20 protein-coding genes are annotated in these 16,769 nt (G+C 45.3%); 19 read left to right on the top strand and 1 reads right to left on the bottom strand.

Annotated elements, in window-relative coordinates:
- The first annotated feature begins 128 nt into the window (after positions 1 to 128).
- The 16 genes from J4N39_RS07795 (at position 129) to J4N39_RS07720 (ending at position 10,442) form a co-directional block, all read left to right on the top strand.
- Positions 129 to 1,880: an ABC-F family ATP-binding cassette domain-containing protein gene (locus J4N39_RS07795; RefSeq protein ID WP_252017773.1), complete on the top strand. Its 1,752-nt coding sequence runs from the start codon at positions 129 to 131 to the stop codon at positions 1,878 to 1,880.
- 124 nt (positions 1,881 to 2,004) lie between these two features.
- Entirely contained in the window at positions 2,005 to 2,370 is a 366-nt protein-coding gene (locus tag J4N39_RS07790) for a GFA family protein (protein ID WP_252017771.1), read from the top strand.
- A 97-nt stretch (positions 2,371 to 2,467) separates the two neighbouring features.
- A complete protein-coding gene (locus J4N39_RS07785; RefSeq protein WP_252017769.1) occupies positions 2,468 to 2,845 on the top strand; it encodes a VOC family protein in 378 nt (125 codons plus the stop codon).
- Between the two features lie 174 nt (positions 2,846 to 3,019).
- Positions 3,020 to 3,985 (top strand): D-2-hydroxyacid dehydrogenase family protein, encoded by a 966-nt coding sequence (locus J4N39_RS07780; protein ID WP_252017767.1) that lies wholly within the window; start codon positions 3,020 to 3,022, stop codon positions 3,983 to 3,985.
- Positions 3,985 to 4,368 carry a nuclear transport factor 2 family protein gene (locus J4N39_RS07775; RefSeq protein ID WP_252017765.1) on the top strand — a complete coding sequence of 128 codons (384 nt, stop codon included), beginning with the start codon at positions 3,985 to 3,987 and terminating at the stop codon, positions 4,366 to 4,368. The genes J4N39_RS07780 and J4N39_RS07775 overlap by 1 nt, the downstream gene beginning before the upstream one ends.
- A 32-nt stretch (positions 4,369 to 4,400) precedes the next feature.
- Positions 4,401 to 4,859 (top strand): GNAT family N-acetyltransferase, encoded by a 459-nt coding sequence (locus J4N39_RS07770; RefSeq protein ID WP_252017763.1) that lies wholly within the window; start codon positions 4,401 to 4,403, stop codon positions 4,857 to 4,859.
- Positions 4,856 to 5,446, top strand: a complete 591-nt coding sequence (locus J4N39_RS07765; RefSeq protein WP_252017761.1) for a class I SAM-dependent methyltransferase — start codon at positions 4,856 to 4,858, stop codon at positions 5,444 to 5,446. The genes J4N39_RS07770 and J4N39_RS07765 overlap by 4 nt, the downstream gene beginning before the upstream one ends.
- Positions 5,447 to 5,481: 35 nt before the next feature.
- A complete protein-coding gene (locus J4N39_RS07760) occupies positions 5,482 to 5,868 on the top strand; it encodes a tautomerase family protein (RefSeq protein WP_252017759.1) in 387 nt (128 codons plus the stop codon).
- Positions 5,869 to 5,870: 2 nt separating this feature from the next.
- A complete protein-coding gene (locus J4N39_RS07755) occupies positions 5,871 to 6,401 on the top strand; it encodes a GNAT family N-acetyltransferase (RefSeq protein ID WP_252017757.1) in 531 nt (176 codons plus the stop codon).
- A 3-nt stretch (positions 6,402 to 6,404) separates the two neighbouring features.
- Positions 6,405 to 7,004, top strand: a complete 600-nt coding sequence (locus tag J4N39_RS07750; RefSeq protein WP_252017755.1) for a LysE/ArgO family amino acid transporter — start codon at positions 6,405 to 6,407, stop codon at positions 7,002 to 7,004.
- A 24-nt stretch (positions 7,005 to 7,028) separates the two neighbouring features.
- Positions 7,029 to 7,319 (top strand): antibiotic biosynthesis monooxygenase family protein, encoded by a 291-nt coding sequence (locus tag J4N39_RS07745; protein ID WP_252017753.1) that lies wholly within the window; start codon positions 7,029 to 7,031, stop codon positions 7,317 to 7,319.
- A gap of 25 nt (positions 7,320 to 7,344) precedes the next feature.
- Complete coding sequence (locus tag J4N39_RS07740) at positions 7,345 to 7,968, top strand: LysE family translocator (RefSeq protein ID WP_252017751.1); 624 nt, start codon at positions 7,345 to 7,347, stop codon at positions 7,966 to 7,968.
- 9 nt (positions 7,969 to 7,977) lie between these two features.
- The gene (locus J4N39_RS07735) at positions 7,978 to 8,589 is read left to right on the top strand and encodes a GNAT family N-acetyltransferase (protein WP_252017749.1); all 612 of its coding nucleotides are present in this window, start codon (positions 7,978 to 7,980) and stop codon (positions 8,587 to 8,589) included.
- Between the two features lie 12 nt (positions 8,590 to 8,601).
- Positions 8,602 to 8,919, top strand: coding sequence for a YciI family protein (locus tag J4N39_RS07730; RefSeq protein ID WP_252017747.1), 318 nt, complete (start codon positions 8,602 to 8,604; stop codon positions 8,917 to 8,919).
- 134 nt (positions 8,920 to 9,053) lie between these two features.
- Complete coding sequence (locus J4N39_RS07725) at positions 9,054 to 9,599, top strand: GNAT family N-acetyltransferase (protein ID WP_252017735.1); 546 nt, start codon at positions 9,054 to 9,056, stop codon at positions 9,597 to 9,599.
- 45 nt (positions 9,600 to 9,644) lie between these two features.
- Complete coding sequence (locus tag J4N39_RS07720) at positions 9,645 to 10,442, top strand: substrate-binding periplasmic protein (RefSeq protein WP_252017733.1); 798 nt, start codon at positions 9,645 to 9,647, stop codon at positions 10,440 to 10,442.
- A 21-nt stretch (positions 10,443 to 10,463) separates the two neighbouring features.
- Here J4N39_RS07720 and J4N39_RS07715 read toward each other — a convergent pair whose 3' ends face one another.
- Entirely contained in the window at positions 10,464 to 11,228 is a 765-nt protein-coding gene (locus tag J4N39_RS07715; RefSeq protein ID WP_252017731.1) for a TetR/AcrR family transcriptional regulator, read from the bottom strand.
- A 156-nt stretch (positions 11,229 to 11,384) separates the two neighbouring features.
- Here J4N39_RS07715 and J4N39_RS07710 point away from each other — a divergent pair, with 156 nt between their 5' ends.
- From J4N39_RS07710 to J4N39_RS07700, 3 genes are read left to right on the top strand one after another with little or no spacing between them, the layout of a single operon-like run.
- Positions 11,385 to 12,464 carry an efflux RND transporter periplasmic adaptor subunit gene (locus J4N39_RS07710; protein WP_252017729.1) on the top strand — a complete coding sequence of 360 codons (1,080 nt, stop codon included), beginning with the start codon at positions 11,385 to 11,387 and terminating at the stop codon, positions 12,462 to 12,464.
- Positions 12,464 to 13,528 (top strand): efflux RND transporter periplasmic adaptor subunit, encoded by a 1,065-nt coding sequence (locus tag J4N39_RS07705; RefSeq protein WP_252017727.1) that lies wholly within the window; start codon positions 12,464 to 12,466, stop codon positions 13,526 to 13,528. The genes J4N39_RS07710 and J4N39_RS07705 overlap by 1 nt, the downstream gene beginning before the upstream one ends.
- A complete protein-coding gene (locus J4N39_RS07700; RefSeq protein WP_252017725.1) occupies positions 13,525 to 16,578 on the top strand; it encodes an efflux RND transporter permease subunit in 3,054 nt (1,017 codons plus the stop codon). Before J4N39_RS07705 ends, J4N39_RS07700 begins: the two co-directional genes overlap by 4 nt.
- Positions 16,579 to 16,769 lie beyond the last annotated feature (191 nt).

The following is a 16,769-nucleotide window of genomic DNA, read 5'->3' as shown; positions in this document are numbered from 1 at the left end:
CTGCGATAACCTAGCTTGAGCGAAGTAGCAAACCATACAGACTAGAGTCTCTTCTCTCTAGCTTACGAGGTTATTGTCAGCGACTTCTGACGATAGGCGTCTTAGCGCCTTAAAACTTGAGTAAGCATATGAGCACTTTATTATCCGCCCAATCTATTCACTTCCACACCACTTCAGCACCTCTGTTTGAAGGGATTTCCTTTACTCTAAAGCAAGGCGACCGTATCGGTTTAGTTGGCCATAATGGCTGTGGAAAAAGTACTTTATTACAGATCCTTTGTGGCAATCTCGAGCCACGTTCTGGCGACATCTCTATTGCTAACCACTGTTTACTTCAGCAAGTAGAGCAACATCTTCCTATGGAGCTCGAACCTCTATCTATGTTGCAGGCCGTGGTGGCTAAATTACCTGAAGATGAGCAAGAGCAGCAGCAATGGCGAGCCGAGATGATCCTATCAGACATGGGATTCGCACCACAGGATTGGCACCTGACCGCAGGGACATTGAGTGGCGGGCAACACACACGCCTATTACTGGCTAGAGCTTTAATTTTACAACCCGACTTACTGCTTCTCGATGAACCAAGTAACCACCTAGACTTACCGACGTTACTTTGGTTGGAGCAGTTTTTGTTGAGTTGGAGGGGCAGTTTCGTGTTGGTCTCCCATGACCGACGTTTGTTAGATAAAGTCACCAACTGCACCTGGATATTACGTGACCAATCTTTAAGCTATTTTCAACTACCGTGCACTTCGGCACTTCAAGAGCTTGAAAAGGTCGATGAAGCTGCGTTGCAACGCAACTTAGTTGAACAAAAAGAGATTGATCGTATTGAAAAGAGCGCCAAGCGATTAGCGATTTGGGGACGTGTTTATGACAATGAAGACTTGTCTCGAAAGGCAAAAAATATGGAAAGGCGTATTGAGCGTCTTAAGGATTCTCAAACGCAGGTAACATCGGGTACACCTTGGCAGTTGACACTCCGTGGTGAGGCGTTAAAAGCCAACCGTTTACTCAGCTTGGATGGTTTGATAGTTAAGCCAGCCCCAGATGCACCTCAATTGTTCGAGGTAAACGAGAAGCAAATCAAGAGTGGTGACCGCATCGCCATACTTGGCGGCAATGGTTGTGGTAAGTCGTCGATGTTAAGGATGCTATGGCAACAATATCAACTTGAACAGTTTGATTCTGCTGCTCAGTTTCATCCTCGTTGTCGCATGGGGTTTTATGACCAAAGCCTGAAGCAGCTCGAGGATGATCACTCGCTGATGGATGCGTTAAGAGTATTTACTAATCTCCCTGAAGAGCGCCGTAAAATGGCGTTGATCAGTGCAGGTTTTGAGTTTTCACGACATACACAAAAGGTGGCATCTTTAAGTGGTGGTGAACGTTCTCGTTTACTGATGCTTGGATTGTCTATGGCTAATTATCACTTAGTGATGCTTGACGAACCAACTAACCACCTTGATTTGGATGGTAAAGATGAGTTAGCTGATACTTTGCAGCAGTTTGAAGGGGGGGCATTACTTGTTACCCACGACCGAGAGCTGATAGAAAAGAGTTGCAATCGTTTTTGGTTGGTACAAAACGGGGCGCTCAGTGAGTGGCATGACATAGAGAAGCTTTATCAGCATCTCGATTCGGGCATCGAGAGTGCCTTTGAGTTGACAGCACAAGTTTCAGGCAATCTCTCGAGAGGTACGCTTCAAAATAGTTCGTTTGATCAACCTTGCGAAGAGCAGCTCTTGGAGACTTTAGTTTGCTTAGAGAGCTTGCTTGAAGAAGATAAAAGGCGCAAACCTAAACATCAGAAACCTAAATTGCAAAAGCAGTGGCGTGAGGAAATTGAGCGTATTAGCGCACAGTTAAGTTTGGATTAGCCAACTGAGGAAAAGAGATAAATGTACCGCTGCCAAGCGGTACATTTTCACTTCCAGTCTACGCCTGTTCTAATCAGGACTATTAATAGCCCATGTTGAAGGGCTTACTATAAAGGAACTAACCATGCACACCGGACAATGCCATTGCGGCAACGTAACCATTTCTATCTCAAAAGTTACTCCCACGGCAGTGAGCTGTAACTGCTCAATATGTCATCGCTATGCGGCGATTTGGGGATTTTTCACTGAGAAAGAGGTATCACTCGATGTGGGGAGTGTTGGGCTAGATACTTATTGTCATGGCGACAAGATGATCAATTTCAACCGATGCAAAGGGTGCGGTGTTGTGACTCATTACACTTCGACTCAACCTTCACCAGAGGCACGATTTGCAGTCAATTACCGAATATTTCACCGTGAAGTATTGGATATAACGAAAATCCGCCTATTTGATGGTGCGGACAGCTGGGAATTTATTGAGTCAAACTAAGGTTGTATTTTGGGAGCAAAATCGCTCAATTAAGCTTTCTTTTTTGTCACAGGGTCTACAATTACCGAGATTGTCGCATTGTCAAAAGGAGAGCGTCATGGAGTTTAACCCAGTTGGATGGTTTGAAATATACGTTGATGATATGCATCGTGCGCAGAAGTTTTATGAAGCGGTACTCGATGTTTCTTTAGAGGACTTGAGTGACCCTGCTGGTGGAGACTTAATCATGAAGGCATTCCCAGCGTCAATGGAAAGTTATGGAGCAACAGGAGCATTGGTCAAAATGGCGGATATGCCAGCGGGTGGTAACAGTACCTTGGTCTATTTTAGCTGCAAGGATTGTGCGACTGAAGAATCGAGAATTGCAGCGGCGGGAGGCGAGGTCCTGCAAAGCAAATTTTCAATCGGCCAACATGGTTTTATAGTGATTGCTCAAGACTCTGAGGGCAATACATTTGGGCTTCACTCTTCTTAAATAAAGGTTGTCTTCTACGTTACTCAATTCGGCGTGCCTCAAGGTATTCCTTAAGGTTTTGGGCACGCCATTTCAGCACAGCGCCCTATAAACACTCAGTATCTTTTTTGACCTAAATCAGTTATATATGAAACCCTATGTATTATTGGGTTGCTTAGCTTCTAAGGATGGAAGGTGAAAATCGCTATACTTGATGACTACCAAGACGTAGTTAAAAATCTCAATTGCTTTTCTTTGCTTAACCAGCATCAAGTGTTGGTACTCAACAAATCTTACCCCTCTGTCCAAGAGCTTAGTCAGCAGCTTCAAGATATTGAAGTATTGGTGCTAATTAGAGAGCGAACTGAGATTACCGAAGAACTGTTGCAGCAGCTGCCAAACCTACAACTGATCAGCCAAACAGGTAAAGTTAGCAACCATATCGATGTTGGCCTATGTGCGAGCTTTGGTGTCAAAGTGGCCGAGGGTGTTGGTTCACCCATTGCACCGTCGGAGCTATGTTGGGCTTTGGTCATGTCAGCGATGCGCCATATTCCTCAGTATGTAGGTCATCTGAAACAAAGTCAGTGGCAAGATTCAGGCTTGTCGGTGCTGGGAAAAACGCTCTATGGTAAATCATTCGGCATTTGGGGATATGGCAAGATAGGTAAAAGGATCGCAAAGTATGCTGATGCATTTGGTATGCGAGTTGTGGTTTGGGGCAGTGATGCTTCACGTAAACAAGCGGAATTAGATGGTTACAATGCGGCACTTTCTAAGCAAGAGTTTTTCTCCGACTGTGATGTAGTTTCGCTACATTTGCGGTTGAATGATGAGACTCGTGCCATTGTCACCGCACAAGATCTTGCTTTAATGAAGTCAGATTCTTTGTTGGTCAATATTAGTCGTGCTGAGCTGATAGAAACAAATGCACTCTACGCTGAAATGCTTGCCAACCCTTTAAAAAGTGCTGCGGTGGATGTTTTCGAACAAGAGCCGATCGATCTTGTTTCTGAACCACTGCTGCAGCTTAAAAACGTGATTTGCTCTCCCCACCTAGGGTATGTTGAGCAAAACAGCTATGAGCTTTACTTCCAAGCCGCTTTTGAAAATATTTTGGCCTTTGCTAATGGAACACCAAAAAATATTGCAGGGGATTGATGAATATTAAAGATCACCTTATCCAATTAGAAACGGACCTGCACAAGTACGACGTGCGTTCGAACCTTGCTTTGTGTCATAAAATCCTTCATCCAGAGTTTGAAGAAGTAGGGCGCTCAGGCAAGTATTGGAATCTTAGTCAGATTATCCAGATGATGTCTGAAGAGCAGCCCTCTCAAGACATTATTCACTCCCAAAATTTCAATGCTGCACCGCTAAGTGATTCAGTATGGATGCTGAACTATGAAACGGTAGTGAAAAGTGAATCTGGCGAGTTATCTGGTTTTGCTAAACGGAGCTCTATATGGGTCAATTGTGATGATTCATGGCAGTTGCGTTACCACCAAGGCACAGCCTGCGAGCCTTTCGATTTGCACATTTAAGTCAACCTTCGCTTTAATCATCAAGGAAGAATATGGACATTAAAACTGACGCTTTACGAGACGGTAAAGTTGCCGCTCTGCTTGAGGAGCACCTGCGTGATATGTATTCCACCTCACCACCAGAGAGTGTGCATGCACTAGATATTGATCAGCTGAGACACCCTAGCATCACCTTTTATTCTGCATGGAAGGATGATGAATTGCTCGGATGCGCAGCGATTAAGATGTTAACGCCAACTCATGGTGAGCTGAAATCCATGCGTACGAGTGATAAGGCACGTAAGCAGGGGGTTGGCAAGACGTTGCTCGAACACGTAATTCAACAGGCTCAGCAAAATGGCGTTGAGCGTTTAAGTTTAGAAACGGGCTCAATGGCATTTTTTACTCCCGCTCGAAATCTCTATTCTCAATATGGTTTCGATTACTGCGGGCCATTTGCTGATTATGTGGATGATCCCAATAGCCGATTTATGACTAAGGAGCTAGTTTGAGTCAACAACCTCCATGGGATGCGTTTTATGAAAAAGCCAAAAGTCGTCGTCACAACCCCAAGACAGAGCAAGCATTAAAACACAACCAATCCCACTATCAGGTAGCGATTGACGCAGGGTGTGGTGTAGGAGCTGACACTCGTTATCTGCTAACCCAAGGCTACAGTGTGCATGCTTTTGATAACAATGATAAAGCCATTTCGATGTGCAGCGAACTTACACCCGAAAGCCCATTCATCGAGTTTACTTTAGCCAGCTTCGAGCATTTTGATTATCCTAGCTGTGGTGTGTTTGTCGCTAACTCCAGCCTGTTTTTTGCCGATCAACAGCACTTTGAGTCGTTGTGGCAAAAAATTACTGACTCCATTGTTTCTGGAGGGGTTTTTGCGGGTGACTTTCTTGGTGAAACGGATTCTTGGGTCGTGAATGGTCGCAGTGATGTCATGGGCAAAACTCGCCGCGAGCTAGAAACCTATTTGGCTGGATTTGAGATAATTGAATGGCAAGAAAGCGCTAAGCAGGGCATGACTTTAGTGGGCCATCCGAAATATTGGCATACCCATTCCATCATCGCTCGCAAGCGTTAGGCTTACACAATCCCCTTCATTCAAGGAAGAGAATAATGATCCACGTATACGGAATCGATACCGAACTAAATCCAATCAAAGCGAAGCTGTCTGATGTTATCCATCAGTGCATGCATGATGTTCTAGGGCTCCCACTAGATAAGAAAGCGCAGCGATTTTTTCCAATGGCTAAGGAAGACTTTTATAGTCCATCGGGTAGAAGTGACGCCTATACAGTGATTGAGATTAATATGATGGAAGGCAGAAGCGTTGAAGCCAAAAAAGCATTGATCAAAGCGTTATTTAAAAGTGTTGAACAGCACCTAGATATTGCGCCTATTGATCTGGAAATCACTATTAAGGAGCAGCCATCTCACTGTTGGGGCTTTAGGGGCATGACCGGAGATGAGGTGCGAGATCTGACGTATAAAGTAGAGGTTTAAGAATGTCCGTTCGTGTCTCGATTCGGCCAGCAAAGCTTGAAGAGCTCGCATCCATTCATCGGTTGATCACAAGCCATGATGAATGGACTAAGTTTAATGGCCCTTATTTTCCATACCAACACCCGACGCTAGAAGAGTTTGAGCAGACTAAGTTTCAAAAACTTCTAGCAGGCGATGAGATGCAGCTAATTTTGTGCGATGGCAACCCGGTCGGTAGCGTGAGTTTTTATTGGGAGTGTGAGCAGACACGTTGGTTGGAAGCTGGCGTGGCGATTTATGATGCCAATCACTGGTCTGGTGGGATCGGTCGTAGAGCGCTCTCGCTATGGATCACGTACCTGTTCGATACTCAAGACATTGCTAGAGTGGGTTTAACCACATGGTCTGGCAATCCACGTATGATGGCTTGTGCTGAAAAGTTAGGGCTGACCTTGGAAGCGAGACTGCGTAAAGTGAGGTACTTCCAAGGTGAGTATTATGACTCGGTCAAATACGGAGTGCTCAGGGAAGAGTGGTTCGCTCAAAAAGGATAATGGATGCAAGCGTATTTTTCTGGCCTATTTTTGGGTCTTTCGTTAATTGTCGCAATTGGCTCACAAAACGCCTTTGTGATGAAACAGGGCATTCGACATCAGTATGTGTTTTTGGTCTGCACTTTGTGCGCAGTGTCAGATGCCATATTGATCACCTTGGGTGTTAGTGGCTTTGGTATTTTTGTCGAAAAGTATCCGCAAATTGAAACGCTTGCCCGTTATGGTGGTGCGCTGTTTTTGACTACATATGGAGTACTTAGTCTTAAGTCTGCGTTTACACAAAGCCACGCCATGGGAGAAAGCGATCTTTCGGCGGATTCGCCATTAAAAGTTGCGATGATTTGCCTGGCATTTACCTGGCTTAACCCTCACGTTTACCTTGATACCGTTGTGCTGCTAGGTTCTATTTCGACCAGATATCAAGGAGAGCAATTTAACTTTGGGCTGGGTGCAGTCACTGCATCTTTTCTGTTCTTTTTTAGCTTGGGGTATGGTGCGAAGAAGCTCGCTCCTTGGTTTAGAAAACCTCAAGCGTGGAAGGTGCTGGAGGTTATCGTGGGCGTTACTATGTTGCTGATTGCTTGGTCTTTAATTTCGAGTTAGTCGCAATTTCGAGGAGGATTTATTATGTATGCGGTGATTTTTCGTGCTACGGTGGCTAAGTTGGATGAAGAATATGCAACACAGGCTGCGGCACTTCGCCAAACAGCGCTGACAGAATATGGGTGTTTGGAGTTCGTTTCTGTTGCGGAGGGGGAGCAAGAAATTGCTATTTCCTATTGGCCTTCAGAGGAAGCCATCAAGCAGTGGCGCAGTGACCCACAACATAAAATTGCTCAGAGCAATGGAAAAAATCGCTGGTATCGAGACTACAAAGTGGAAGTCGTAGAAATTACTCGTCAATACCAATTCCCTTAATCTAGCCTTTAGGAAAGGAGTTCCTATGACTATTGAAACATGGATTGTTTATCTTTTAGCAGTATTAGTATTAACCGCCTCACCAGGCCCTAGCTCACTGCTGTGCATGACGAAAGGTGTCACGCAAGGTATGAGGGATGCCAGCGCAACGGCGTTGGGTAGTCTTACTGCAATCACCATCATTTTATCGCTCTCGTTCACTGGTCTTGGTGTGTTGATCGCATCGTCTGAGGTGGTGTTTAACGTCATCAAATGGATGGGGGCGGCTTACCTTATTTATCTTGGTTACAAGTCCTTCATCAGTAAGCAGGAGAGCTATCAGCTTGATAAAAACAGTGCGAGTAAAGCAGGCTGGATCAGCCACTACGTCAGCGGTTTTATCGTCGGGGCGAGTAACCCGAAAGCGATACTATTCTTTACGGCATTGTTTCCGCAGTTTATTAACCCGCAAGCCTCGATGTTTAGTCAGTATGTGATATTTGCATCAACGTTTGTGGTGATGGAGCTGTCTTGGCTACTGCTTTATGCCTACTTAGGAAGTAAGTCTTCTACTTGGTTGATGGTTAAAGGTCGTGCCAAGTTATTTAATCGCTTGAGTGGCGGTGTTTTTGTTGGCGCAGGTGCGCTGTTGTCAACGACGAGCCGTTAAGAGCGCAGTATGGCAAAAAAGGTGAGGATAGAGACGGAGCGATTGATATTGCGCCAGTGGCAACCAAGCGATTACCCAGAGTATGCGAAGCTAAATGCTTGCCCAAAAGTAATGCGATATTTTCCCAAGCCTCTATCTGAACCTGAGAGCAACGCTCAAGCATCAATTATCCAAGGACTCATCGCAAAACGAGGATGGGGGTTTTGGGCGGTAGAGCTTAAATCTACCGGGGAGTTTATCGGGTTTATCGGCCTTCACCAACAATCTCACTATAGCGGAATTCCGAATGCGCCACTGACTGAAATCGGCTGGCGGCTCGACACTCGTTTTTGGGGGAAAGGATACGCACCCGAAGGGGCAAGAGCGGCGCTGAAATACGCATTTGAGCAGCTTAGGCTAGAGCAAGTTTATGCGTTTACGGCGCTGCAAAATCAACCGTCCCAGCGGGTAATGGTAAAGATTGGGATGAAAAACTGCCTGCAAGACTTCGATCACCCTAAATTGCCCCTTGGACATGAATTACAACGTCACTGTCTATATGTAATGTCAAGCCGTCAATGGCATCTCCAGCAACAAATAGAATCATCTTCAGTTGATGGTCTAAACTTGCTAGACGAATAGTAGGAGAATTCTATGGCGAAATTCATGTTGACGTATGTCGGCGGCAACCCTCCGAAAAGCCCAGAAGAAGGCCAGCAACATATGCAAGCTTATCAGAAATGGTTGGCGGATTTAGGAACTGCGGTGGTCAGTCCGGCAAACCCTCTTAAGGCGACTCACGTGGTCAACTCTGATGGGTCGATAGAGAAAACAAGTATCACAGGGATGTCCGGTTACACTGTCCTTGAGGCACAAGACATCGAGCAAGCTCTCGAAATGGCTAAGTCCTGTCCATTTTTATCTATTGGTGGACAGCTCGAAGTCTCTGAGATGGTAGTGATGCAAATGTAGCGTCACCAAATGACGAAAAGGAGCTGATAGAGCTCCTTTTTTTGTGTCTGTGAGAGTGCTGCTCAAGGCTTACAGGGGCATCTGGTTGTGTTAGGGTAAACTAAATTATTAATAACAATCATAGGGATATAGGTATGTTTTCACTTAGAGTCGATGAAGAGCTTGAAATTGCCTTGGTACAACCAAGCTTTGCTAAACAGTATTTGTCGCTGGTTTCAGAGCACAGAGATGCCTTGTCCGAATGGTTAGTGTGGCCAGAACACGGAAAAGACGAAGCTTTTTTCCAATCTTTTATTACACGCTCGCTGCACGGATATGCGGATGGAAAATCTCTGACGTGTGCGATGGTTTATCACGGAAAAGTTGTTGGAAGCATTAGTTACAACTCGATCGATACCTCGCTGGGTAAAGTGACCATGGGCTATTGGTGTGCGCCGAGTTATCAAGGTAAAGGTATTGTTACTCGATGCGTAAAAAAACTGATTGATTACGCTTTTGAGCATTACCAGGTGCATAAAGTTGAAATCCATGTTGCGACCGGAAACCTGCCAAGTCAGGCGGTGTGTCAGCGGTTAGGTCTAGAACAAGAAGGGGTGATCACTCGCGCCGAAAACCTTAATGGACGAATCGTCGACCATATTATTTTTGCTATTCATCGCAACGACCTTGCTGATAGCTAAAACTATCGCTAAGTTTATAAAAAACAAAGTGATGAGGTATTTGCGATGAAAAGTTGGTTGCAAAAAATTGGAGTGCTAACTGCGCTGGGTATGCTGTTGCTTCCAACGTCAGCTGTGGCTGAAAGAGCGACATTAAAGGTCGGTATTTTCTTTTTGGCTCCTCATATGGTCATCGATGAGAAAGAGGGTAAGCATTCTGGGGCGACCGTTGAGTATTTCGCCAAAATTGCTCAAGAAATGGACGTCGATGTTGAGGTGAAAGGCTATCCGTTTCCAAGAATGATGCAACAGCTTTATCGTGGAGAACTCGATGCAGTGCTGTTTCTGGCCAAAAATAAAGATAGGGCACATCGCTTGGGATATCCCCGCATGTCTTACTATGAAACTGAGTCAACTTTGGCGGTGATGAAAGATTCACCGTTAGAGGATGTCTCCAATGTTGAGACACTTAAGGGGCTGACGATCGGTACAACAGCCAAAGTGTATAAAACCCCTTCAATGAAACACGATTGGTTAGTCTTTGATTCTATTACCGCAGGTCAGTCATTGTATTGGCAGCACTTTCGAAAACTGCATGAAGGTAGGATTGATGCTATCTATTTCCCTGACAAAGCGGCATTAATGTTTGAAGCTAATCGAGCGGGATTTGACAACAACGCCTTGAAATACCTTTCTTTGCCCGATCCAAAAACTGAGGTTTTCGTCGTTTTTTCTGAAGCGGCTTCCTATGAATATTTACCTCGCTATGAGCGAGCTTTGATAAAAGTAATGCGTGAACAGACGTACCAGCAATTCTTGTTGCAGTATGTTGTAGACACCGTCGGTGAGAAAAACTCGCCATAGAGGCGAGTTTTAGGATCGATTCTAAATAGCGCTATTTAGGTACCCATCACAAGGACAACCTTCTTCTCCTTCCCAGTTATAGCATGGGACGTGATAGACGATATCTGCTAGCTTTTCTGTGTGTAGTCGATTTTCTTGCTTGATCGATAGCTTTTCATGAATGATTCCTTCATACATTCGCCATTGCTTAAGAAGGCATTCTTCATCGCTTACCTTGTTTTCTTCATCCGACCACGTTTCCTTAAGAAACGGTCTCAAGCTGGCGGCACTGTGGGCGAACATGATCATTAACCACTTGATTTCTGCCACGTCTACAGGCTTCTCTGGGAACATTTCGTTATGGTCATCGGCAAGGCCTAACACGATGTGTTGAACGCTTTGCGTAGTAGAAATGAAATAGTCAAACAGAGCATCTTCCTGACGTACCGCATCGGCAATCAACTGGATTGGCTGAGGGTAGGTGAGCATGAAAGCTAAAATTCTGATTGTCAGAGTGTATAGCCTTTGGTTAGCTGGTGTGCCGTCGGGCATTTGATCCAGTGTGTGAGCCATATAGCGCTGGATATAGTCATGCAAACCATCACTGATCTCATACCAAATCTTTTCTTTACTGCCAAAGTGATGGCGGATAAGGCTGTGTGATACGCCTGCCTGTTCACTGATACTGCGGAGAGAGACTCGCTCATAACCATGTACGCAAAACATTTCGGTAGCGGCCATCAGGATTTTTTGTTTTGTCTCTTCGGCATGTTGGGCACTGCGTCGCCCTTGCTTACGTTCTGTCATTGCTTCTCGATCTTTTATTGCTTGCTGCACGTTGTAACAAAAATTGGTGTGGACGTCATAAAAATTTATTGTCCACATGGAAAATATATATTGATTCTCACAAAGATCAACATATACTGCACGCATGGACAATATAAAAATCATCAGGAGATAGTGATGAAGCTCAGCGAATCTAGATGGATGAAAGGTGTAGCGATTGCCTCACTCACGCTGGCAGTGGCAACTGGACTTAGTGGTTGTAACCCTGCGCAGTCAGAAGTGGCTGAACAGGTAATCACACCAGTCAAGTTGGTCACTGTGCCCGCAGTATATGAACAAAGCACCGATAACTTTTTGGCTCGTATTGAAGCGACAGAACGTGCTCAGCTGGCTTTTCAAGTCGCTGGAGAGCTGAGTTCTGAGACGGTACGTATGGGTGAGAAAGTTCAACGTGGCGAAGTGATCGCACGTATTGACTCGACAGACTACCAGCTGGCCGTTGATGCGGCGCAAGCGCGCTACGACCTAGCAAAAGCTCAGTTTAATCGTGACGAGCAGCTTTTCGACAAGAAGCTAATCAGTGCGGATGCTTTTGACCAAAGCTCTAGCAACCTAGACAGCAGCCTAGCAAATCTAGAGAAAGCACAAACCGACCTTGGCCATACCCGCTTAATCGCACCTTTTGATGGTTTAGTCTCTCAAACATTTGCTAAACAATATCAGCTAGTTGCGAACAACCAAGTTGTTGTTCACTTGATCAATAACGCCAAAATGGACGTCTCTTTCACTATGCCGATTGATTACGTCAAGCACGTTGGTGTGAGCGATCTACAATCAAAACAATTTTGGGTGCGAATGGATAACTTCAGTTCAGTGGTTATCCCTGCGCAGTTTAAAGAAATGTCCACTCAACCAAATGTAGACACGAATACTTTTTCCGCTACGGTGACTATCGAACGTCCAGAAGCGGTTAACTTGCTTGCAGGGATGACGGGTCAGGTTCTGGTAGAAAATAGTGATGGTAGTAAACCTTTCTCACTACCAAACAGCGCTTGGGTTTCAAAGACAGACAGCACGGGTGAAGTATGGTTATTTGATGCTCAGTCTCACCAAGTTTCAAAGGTATCCGTTCAGCTAAACACCAATGGGGATGTGATTGGTGGCGTCAGCCAAGGAGACATGATTGTGTCTGCCGGGGTAGAAAACTTGGTAGAAGGCCAAACAGTGAAAGTATGGCGTCGTGAGGGAGGCATTTGATGAAGAAGTTAGCAATTGCGGCGGCAGTAAGCTCTATTTTGCTACTGCAGGGGTGTAAGCCAGAAGTACAGTTCTCCGAGCAGCCAACACTTACGGTTTCGACACTAACTGTCGATGCGCCGGTACAAAGTCAGTTTCGTCATTTCAATGGTTTGGTCATTCCTGCAGAACAAACACCGCTTGCATTCCGACTTTCTGGTGAGGTGGTGCAAATTGGAGTGAAAGAAGGCCAATCGGTTAAGAAAGGTCAGCTGTTAGCTAAGCTTGACGATCGCAAATTGAGTCAACAACTTGCAGAGGCCAAAACTCAATATGAGTTGGCTAGAAAGCAGCGTTCGCGTGCAAAAGAGCTAGTCAGTAAGGGGATGGTTTCTCAAGCGGAGTTCGATGAGTTAACCGCCAACCTTAAGCTTGCTAAAGCTCAATTTGAAATGCAGCAAAAACAAATGGATTACACCGAGTTACATGCGCCTTTCGATGGAGTGATTTCTAATGTCGCTGTAGAGCAGTTTGAGCCTGCTCCTCAAGGTACAGCGGTGGTTACTATGTATCGCAATGACAAAGTCTACGTGCAGATCCAAATGTCTGACACGGTACTTTCTATGCTGAACCCGGACGCCAATAAAGGAGCTTACCTTCCGAATGTCACGTTTTCAGGGTATGAACAGTCTCATCGCATGACCTATTTAGAGCATACCAGCGAGCCATCTCAACAGTCGAAGTCTTACGAACTTTGGCTGACGATGGATCAAGTACAACCTGCGATCCTTCCTGGTACATCTGCTGTGGTGGATGTCGACATGAAAGCGGCTGGCTTAGGTACAAACGCAGGATACTTGTTGCCGATGACGGTTCTGCAAGCAGGAACAACTGATGGTGAGTTCTACGTCTGGAAATGGCAAGAAGGTAAAGCCGTCAGAGTCCCTGTGGGAGTTGACCAAGTGACTGGTAATGGTGTGCTGATTAGCACAGGAGTAGAGCAGGGTGACGAGCTTGTTTCAAGTAGCTTGAAGAAACTGCGTGAAGGACAACCGGTAGTAAAAGCAGAAGGTAAAGCACTATGACCATCGCTGAATATTCAATAAAACATAAAGTTATCAGCTGGATGTTCATTATCATTCTTGCCATTGGCGGAGTGAGTTCATTTAGTAATTTGGGTCGACTAGAAGACCCAGCATTTACCATCAAAGATGCCATGGTAATTGCAACGTATCCAGGGGCGACATCGACAGAGGTTGAAGAGGAGTTGACCTATCCTCTAGAAAAAGCGATCCGTGAGCTGCCATACCTCAAAAATATTCGTTCCACCTCTTCTGGTGGCATGGCTCAGCTTATGGTGAGTATGGAGATGGATTACGGCCCGGACGAGCTACCTCAAATTTGGGATGAAATGCGTCGCAAGATCAACGATCTACGACCAACGCTGCCATCTGGTGTGCAATCGGTACAGATCATTGACGACTTTGGTGATGTATTCGGTGTGATGCTTATGATCACTGGTGACGGTTATGACTACGTTGAGCTTAAGCGTTACTCTGATTATTTGCGTCGTGAACTTGAGCTGGTCGATGGCGTGGGTAAAGTCTCGGTTTCTGGTGATCAACAAGAGCAACTCTTTGTTGAGATCTCTTTGGAGAAAAGCAGTGCACTTAACCTAGATACTGCCACCATTGTTGGCTTAATGACCCAGCAGAACAGCGTAGTTCAAGCGGGCGAGGTTATGATCAATGGCGAGAGCCTAACTATCCGCCCAAGCGGCACTATGTCATCGGTTGAGGAGCTTGAAAACCTTATCATTCATGGGCGTGATACTGGTAATTTGATCCGCCTCAAAGATGTTGCAACCGTGACTCGTGGTGTACAAGACAAACCATCTCACTTACTCACTTACAATGGAGAGCCTGCGATTAGCTTGGGCATCTCTTTTAGTTCTGGAGTGAACGTTGTTGAAGTGGGTAAACGTTTAGACGTGGAACTGCAATCTCTTGAAAGTATCAAACCAGCAGGGGTAGAGATCCACCACTTCTATAACCAAGCCAACGAAGTGGATAAATCGGTTAACGATTTCGTTGTAAGCCTAGGGCAAGCGGTAGCCATCGTTATCGTGGTACTTCTATTTGCAATGGGCCTCAGAAGTGGCGTGATTATTGGTACGGTGCTGCTATTGACCGTATTTGGTACCTTTATCTTGATGGAGTGGAATGGCATTGAGCTTCACCGCATCTCGCTTGGGGCACTGATCATTGCACTAGGTATGCTGGTAGATAATGCTATCGTAGTCGTTGAAGGTATCTTAGTTGGGCTTAAACGAGGTCGTACTAAGCTTCAAGCAGCAAAAGATATCGTTGTTCAGACTCAGTGGCCGCTGCTAGGTGCAACGGTGATTGCAATCACGGCATTCGCACCGATCGGGTTATCACAAGATGCGACGGGTGAGTTTATGGGCTCATTGTTCTGGGTGTTGTGTTACTCCTTGTTCCTAAGCTGGATCACTGCACTGACAATCACGCCTTTCTTTGCCAACATACTGCTCAAAGATGGTAAGGCTGAATCTGATGCTGATGAAGACCCATACAAAGGTGCGCTATTTACTGTGTTCCGCTGGTCTTTGAATCTAGCGCTTAAACTGCGTTGGTTGACAGTCGCTGGCATGATCGCTTTGTTGGTGGCTGCTGTGATGGCATTTGGTATGGTGAAGCAACAGTTCTTCCCAGCATCGAACACACCAATGTTCTATGTCGATATGTGGATGCCACAAGGCACTGATATCCGTAAAACACAAGAGGTGGTGGGAGATGTAGAACAATACATCCGTAGCCAAGATAACGTAGATTTTGTTACGACCTCTACAGGCCAAGGTTTGCCACGCTTTGCGCTAACCTACCAACCGGAAAAGAGTTACGAGTCATTCTCTCAGCTTCAAGTACGTGCGACTGACCGTGAAGCGATGTTTGAGTTGCTTGCTGTGTTGGATAAAAACTTATCCACTGAGTTCGTAACTCCAACGTTCCAATTCCGATTGATTGAGTTTGGTCCTTCACCTGCATCGAAAATCGAAGCGCGTATTAGCGGTCCTGATCCTCAAGTGCTGCGTGACATCGCAACACAGGTAGAAGATGCCTTTGCTCAAGACCCGGGTGCGCGTAATATTCGTCACGATTGGCGCGAAAGAACGAAAGAACTTGTACCAGTGTTTAACGAATCTAAAGCTCGACGCTTAGGGATTTCGAAGCAAGATTTAAGTAACACGCTACAAACAGCTTTTGGCGGCAGCACCATTGGTGTTTTCCGTGATGGTACACAAATCCTACCTATGGTAGTGCGTCTTCCAGAAGAAGAGCGAGTGGACTTTAAATCGGTTGAGAATGTGAAGATCTGGAGTCCTAGCCTTCAAGCATACGTTCCAATTGACCAAGTGATTGACCGTGTAGAACTGGCGTGGAATGAACCGCTGATCCAGCGCCGTGACCGTAAACGTACGCTAACTGTGATGATGGATCACGATGTGTTGAGTGACGATACGCCTGCAAGCTTGTTTGCTCGAATTCAACCGAGCGTTGAAGCAATCACTTTACCTGACGGCTATGAGCTTTCTTGGGGTGGTGAATACGAGTCTTCTAAAGATGCAAACGAAGCCTTGATGAGCTCACTACCTATGGGTTACTTGATAATGTTCATTATCACTGTATTCCTGTTTGACTCATTCCGTAAGCCTTTGGTGATTTGGTTTACTGTGCCGCTGTCTATCATCGGGGTATCTATGGGACTGTTGGCGGGTAATATGCCATTTAGCTTTACCGCTTTCCTCGGTCTTCTCAGCCTATCTGGAATGATCTTGAAAAATGGCATTGTGTTGATGGACCAAATCAATACTGAAATTGATACAGGCAAAGATAAGTATCTGGCCGTGGTCGATAGTGCTGTCAGCCGTGTGCGCCCAGTAAGTATGGCGGCATTGACAACCATACTCGGTATGATCCCATTGATGTTTGACGCATTCTTTGGCTCGATGGCGGTGACAATCATGGCTGGTTTGGGCTTTGCAACCGTGCTGACACTGATCGTTGTACCAGTGATGTATGCGATTTTGTTCAGAATCTATCCGAGCAAATAATCTATAAAATACTGCCTAAAAGAGCGCTTGGTGTTTTCACTAAGTGCTCTTTTTTTTGTTTTAAATAGAATATTTGCACTACAACTTTTGACTTGGATGCAAGTTGGAAAAATCGAGATAATACTTTGGGGTTACAAGAGGATATGTTGATAAAATTATATATAGATAAGTTTGTATTTATTTATTTGTAA

It is taken from the genome of Vibrio sp. SCSIO 43136 (assembly GCF_023716565.1).
Lineage (GTDB): Bacteria > Pseudomonadota > Gammaproteobacteria > Enterobacterales > Vibrionaceae > Vibrio.
This window is presented reverse-complemented; position numbering and strand designations above follow the sequence as displayed.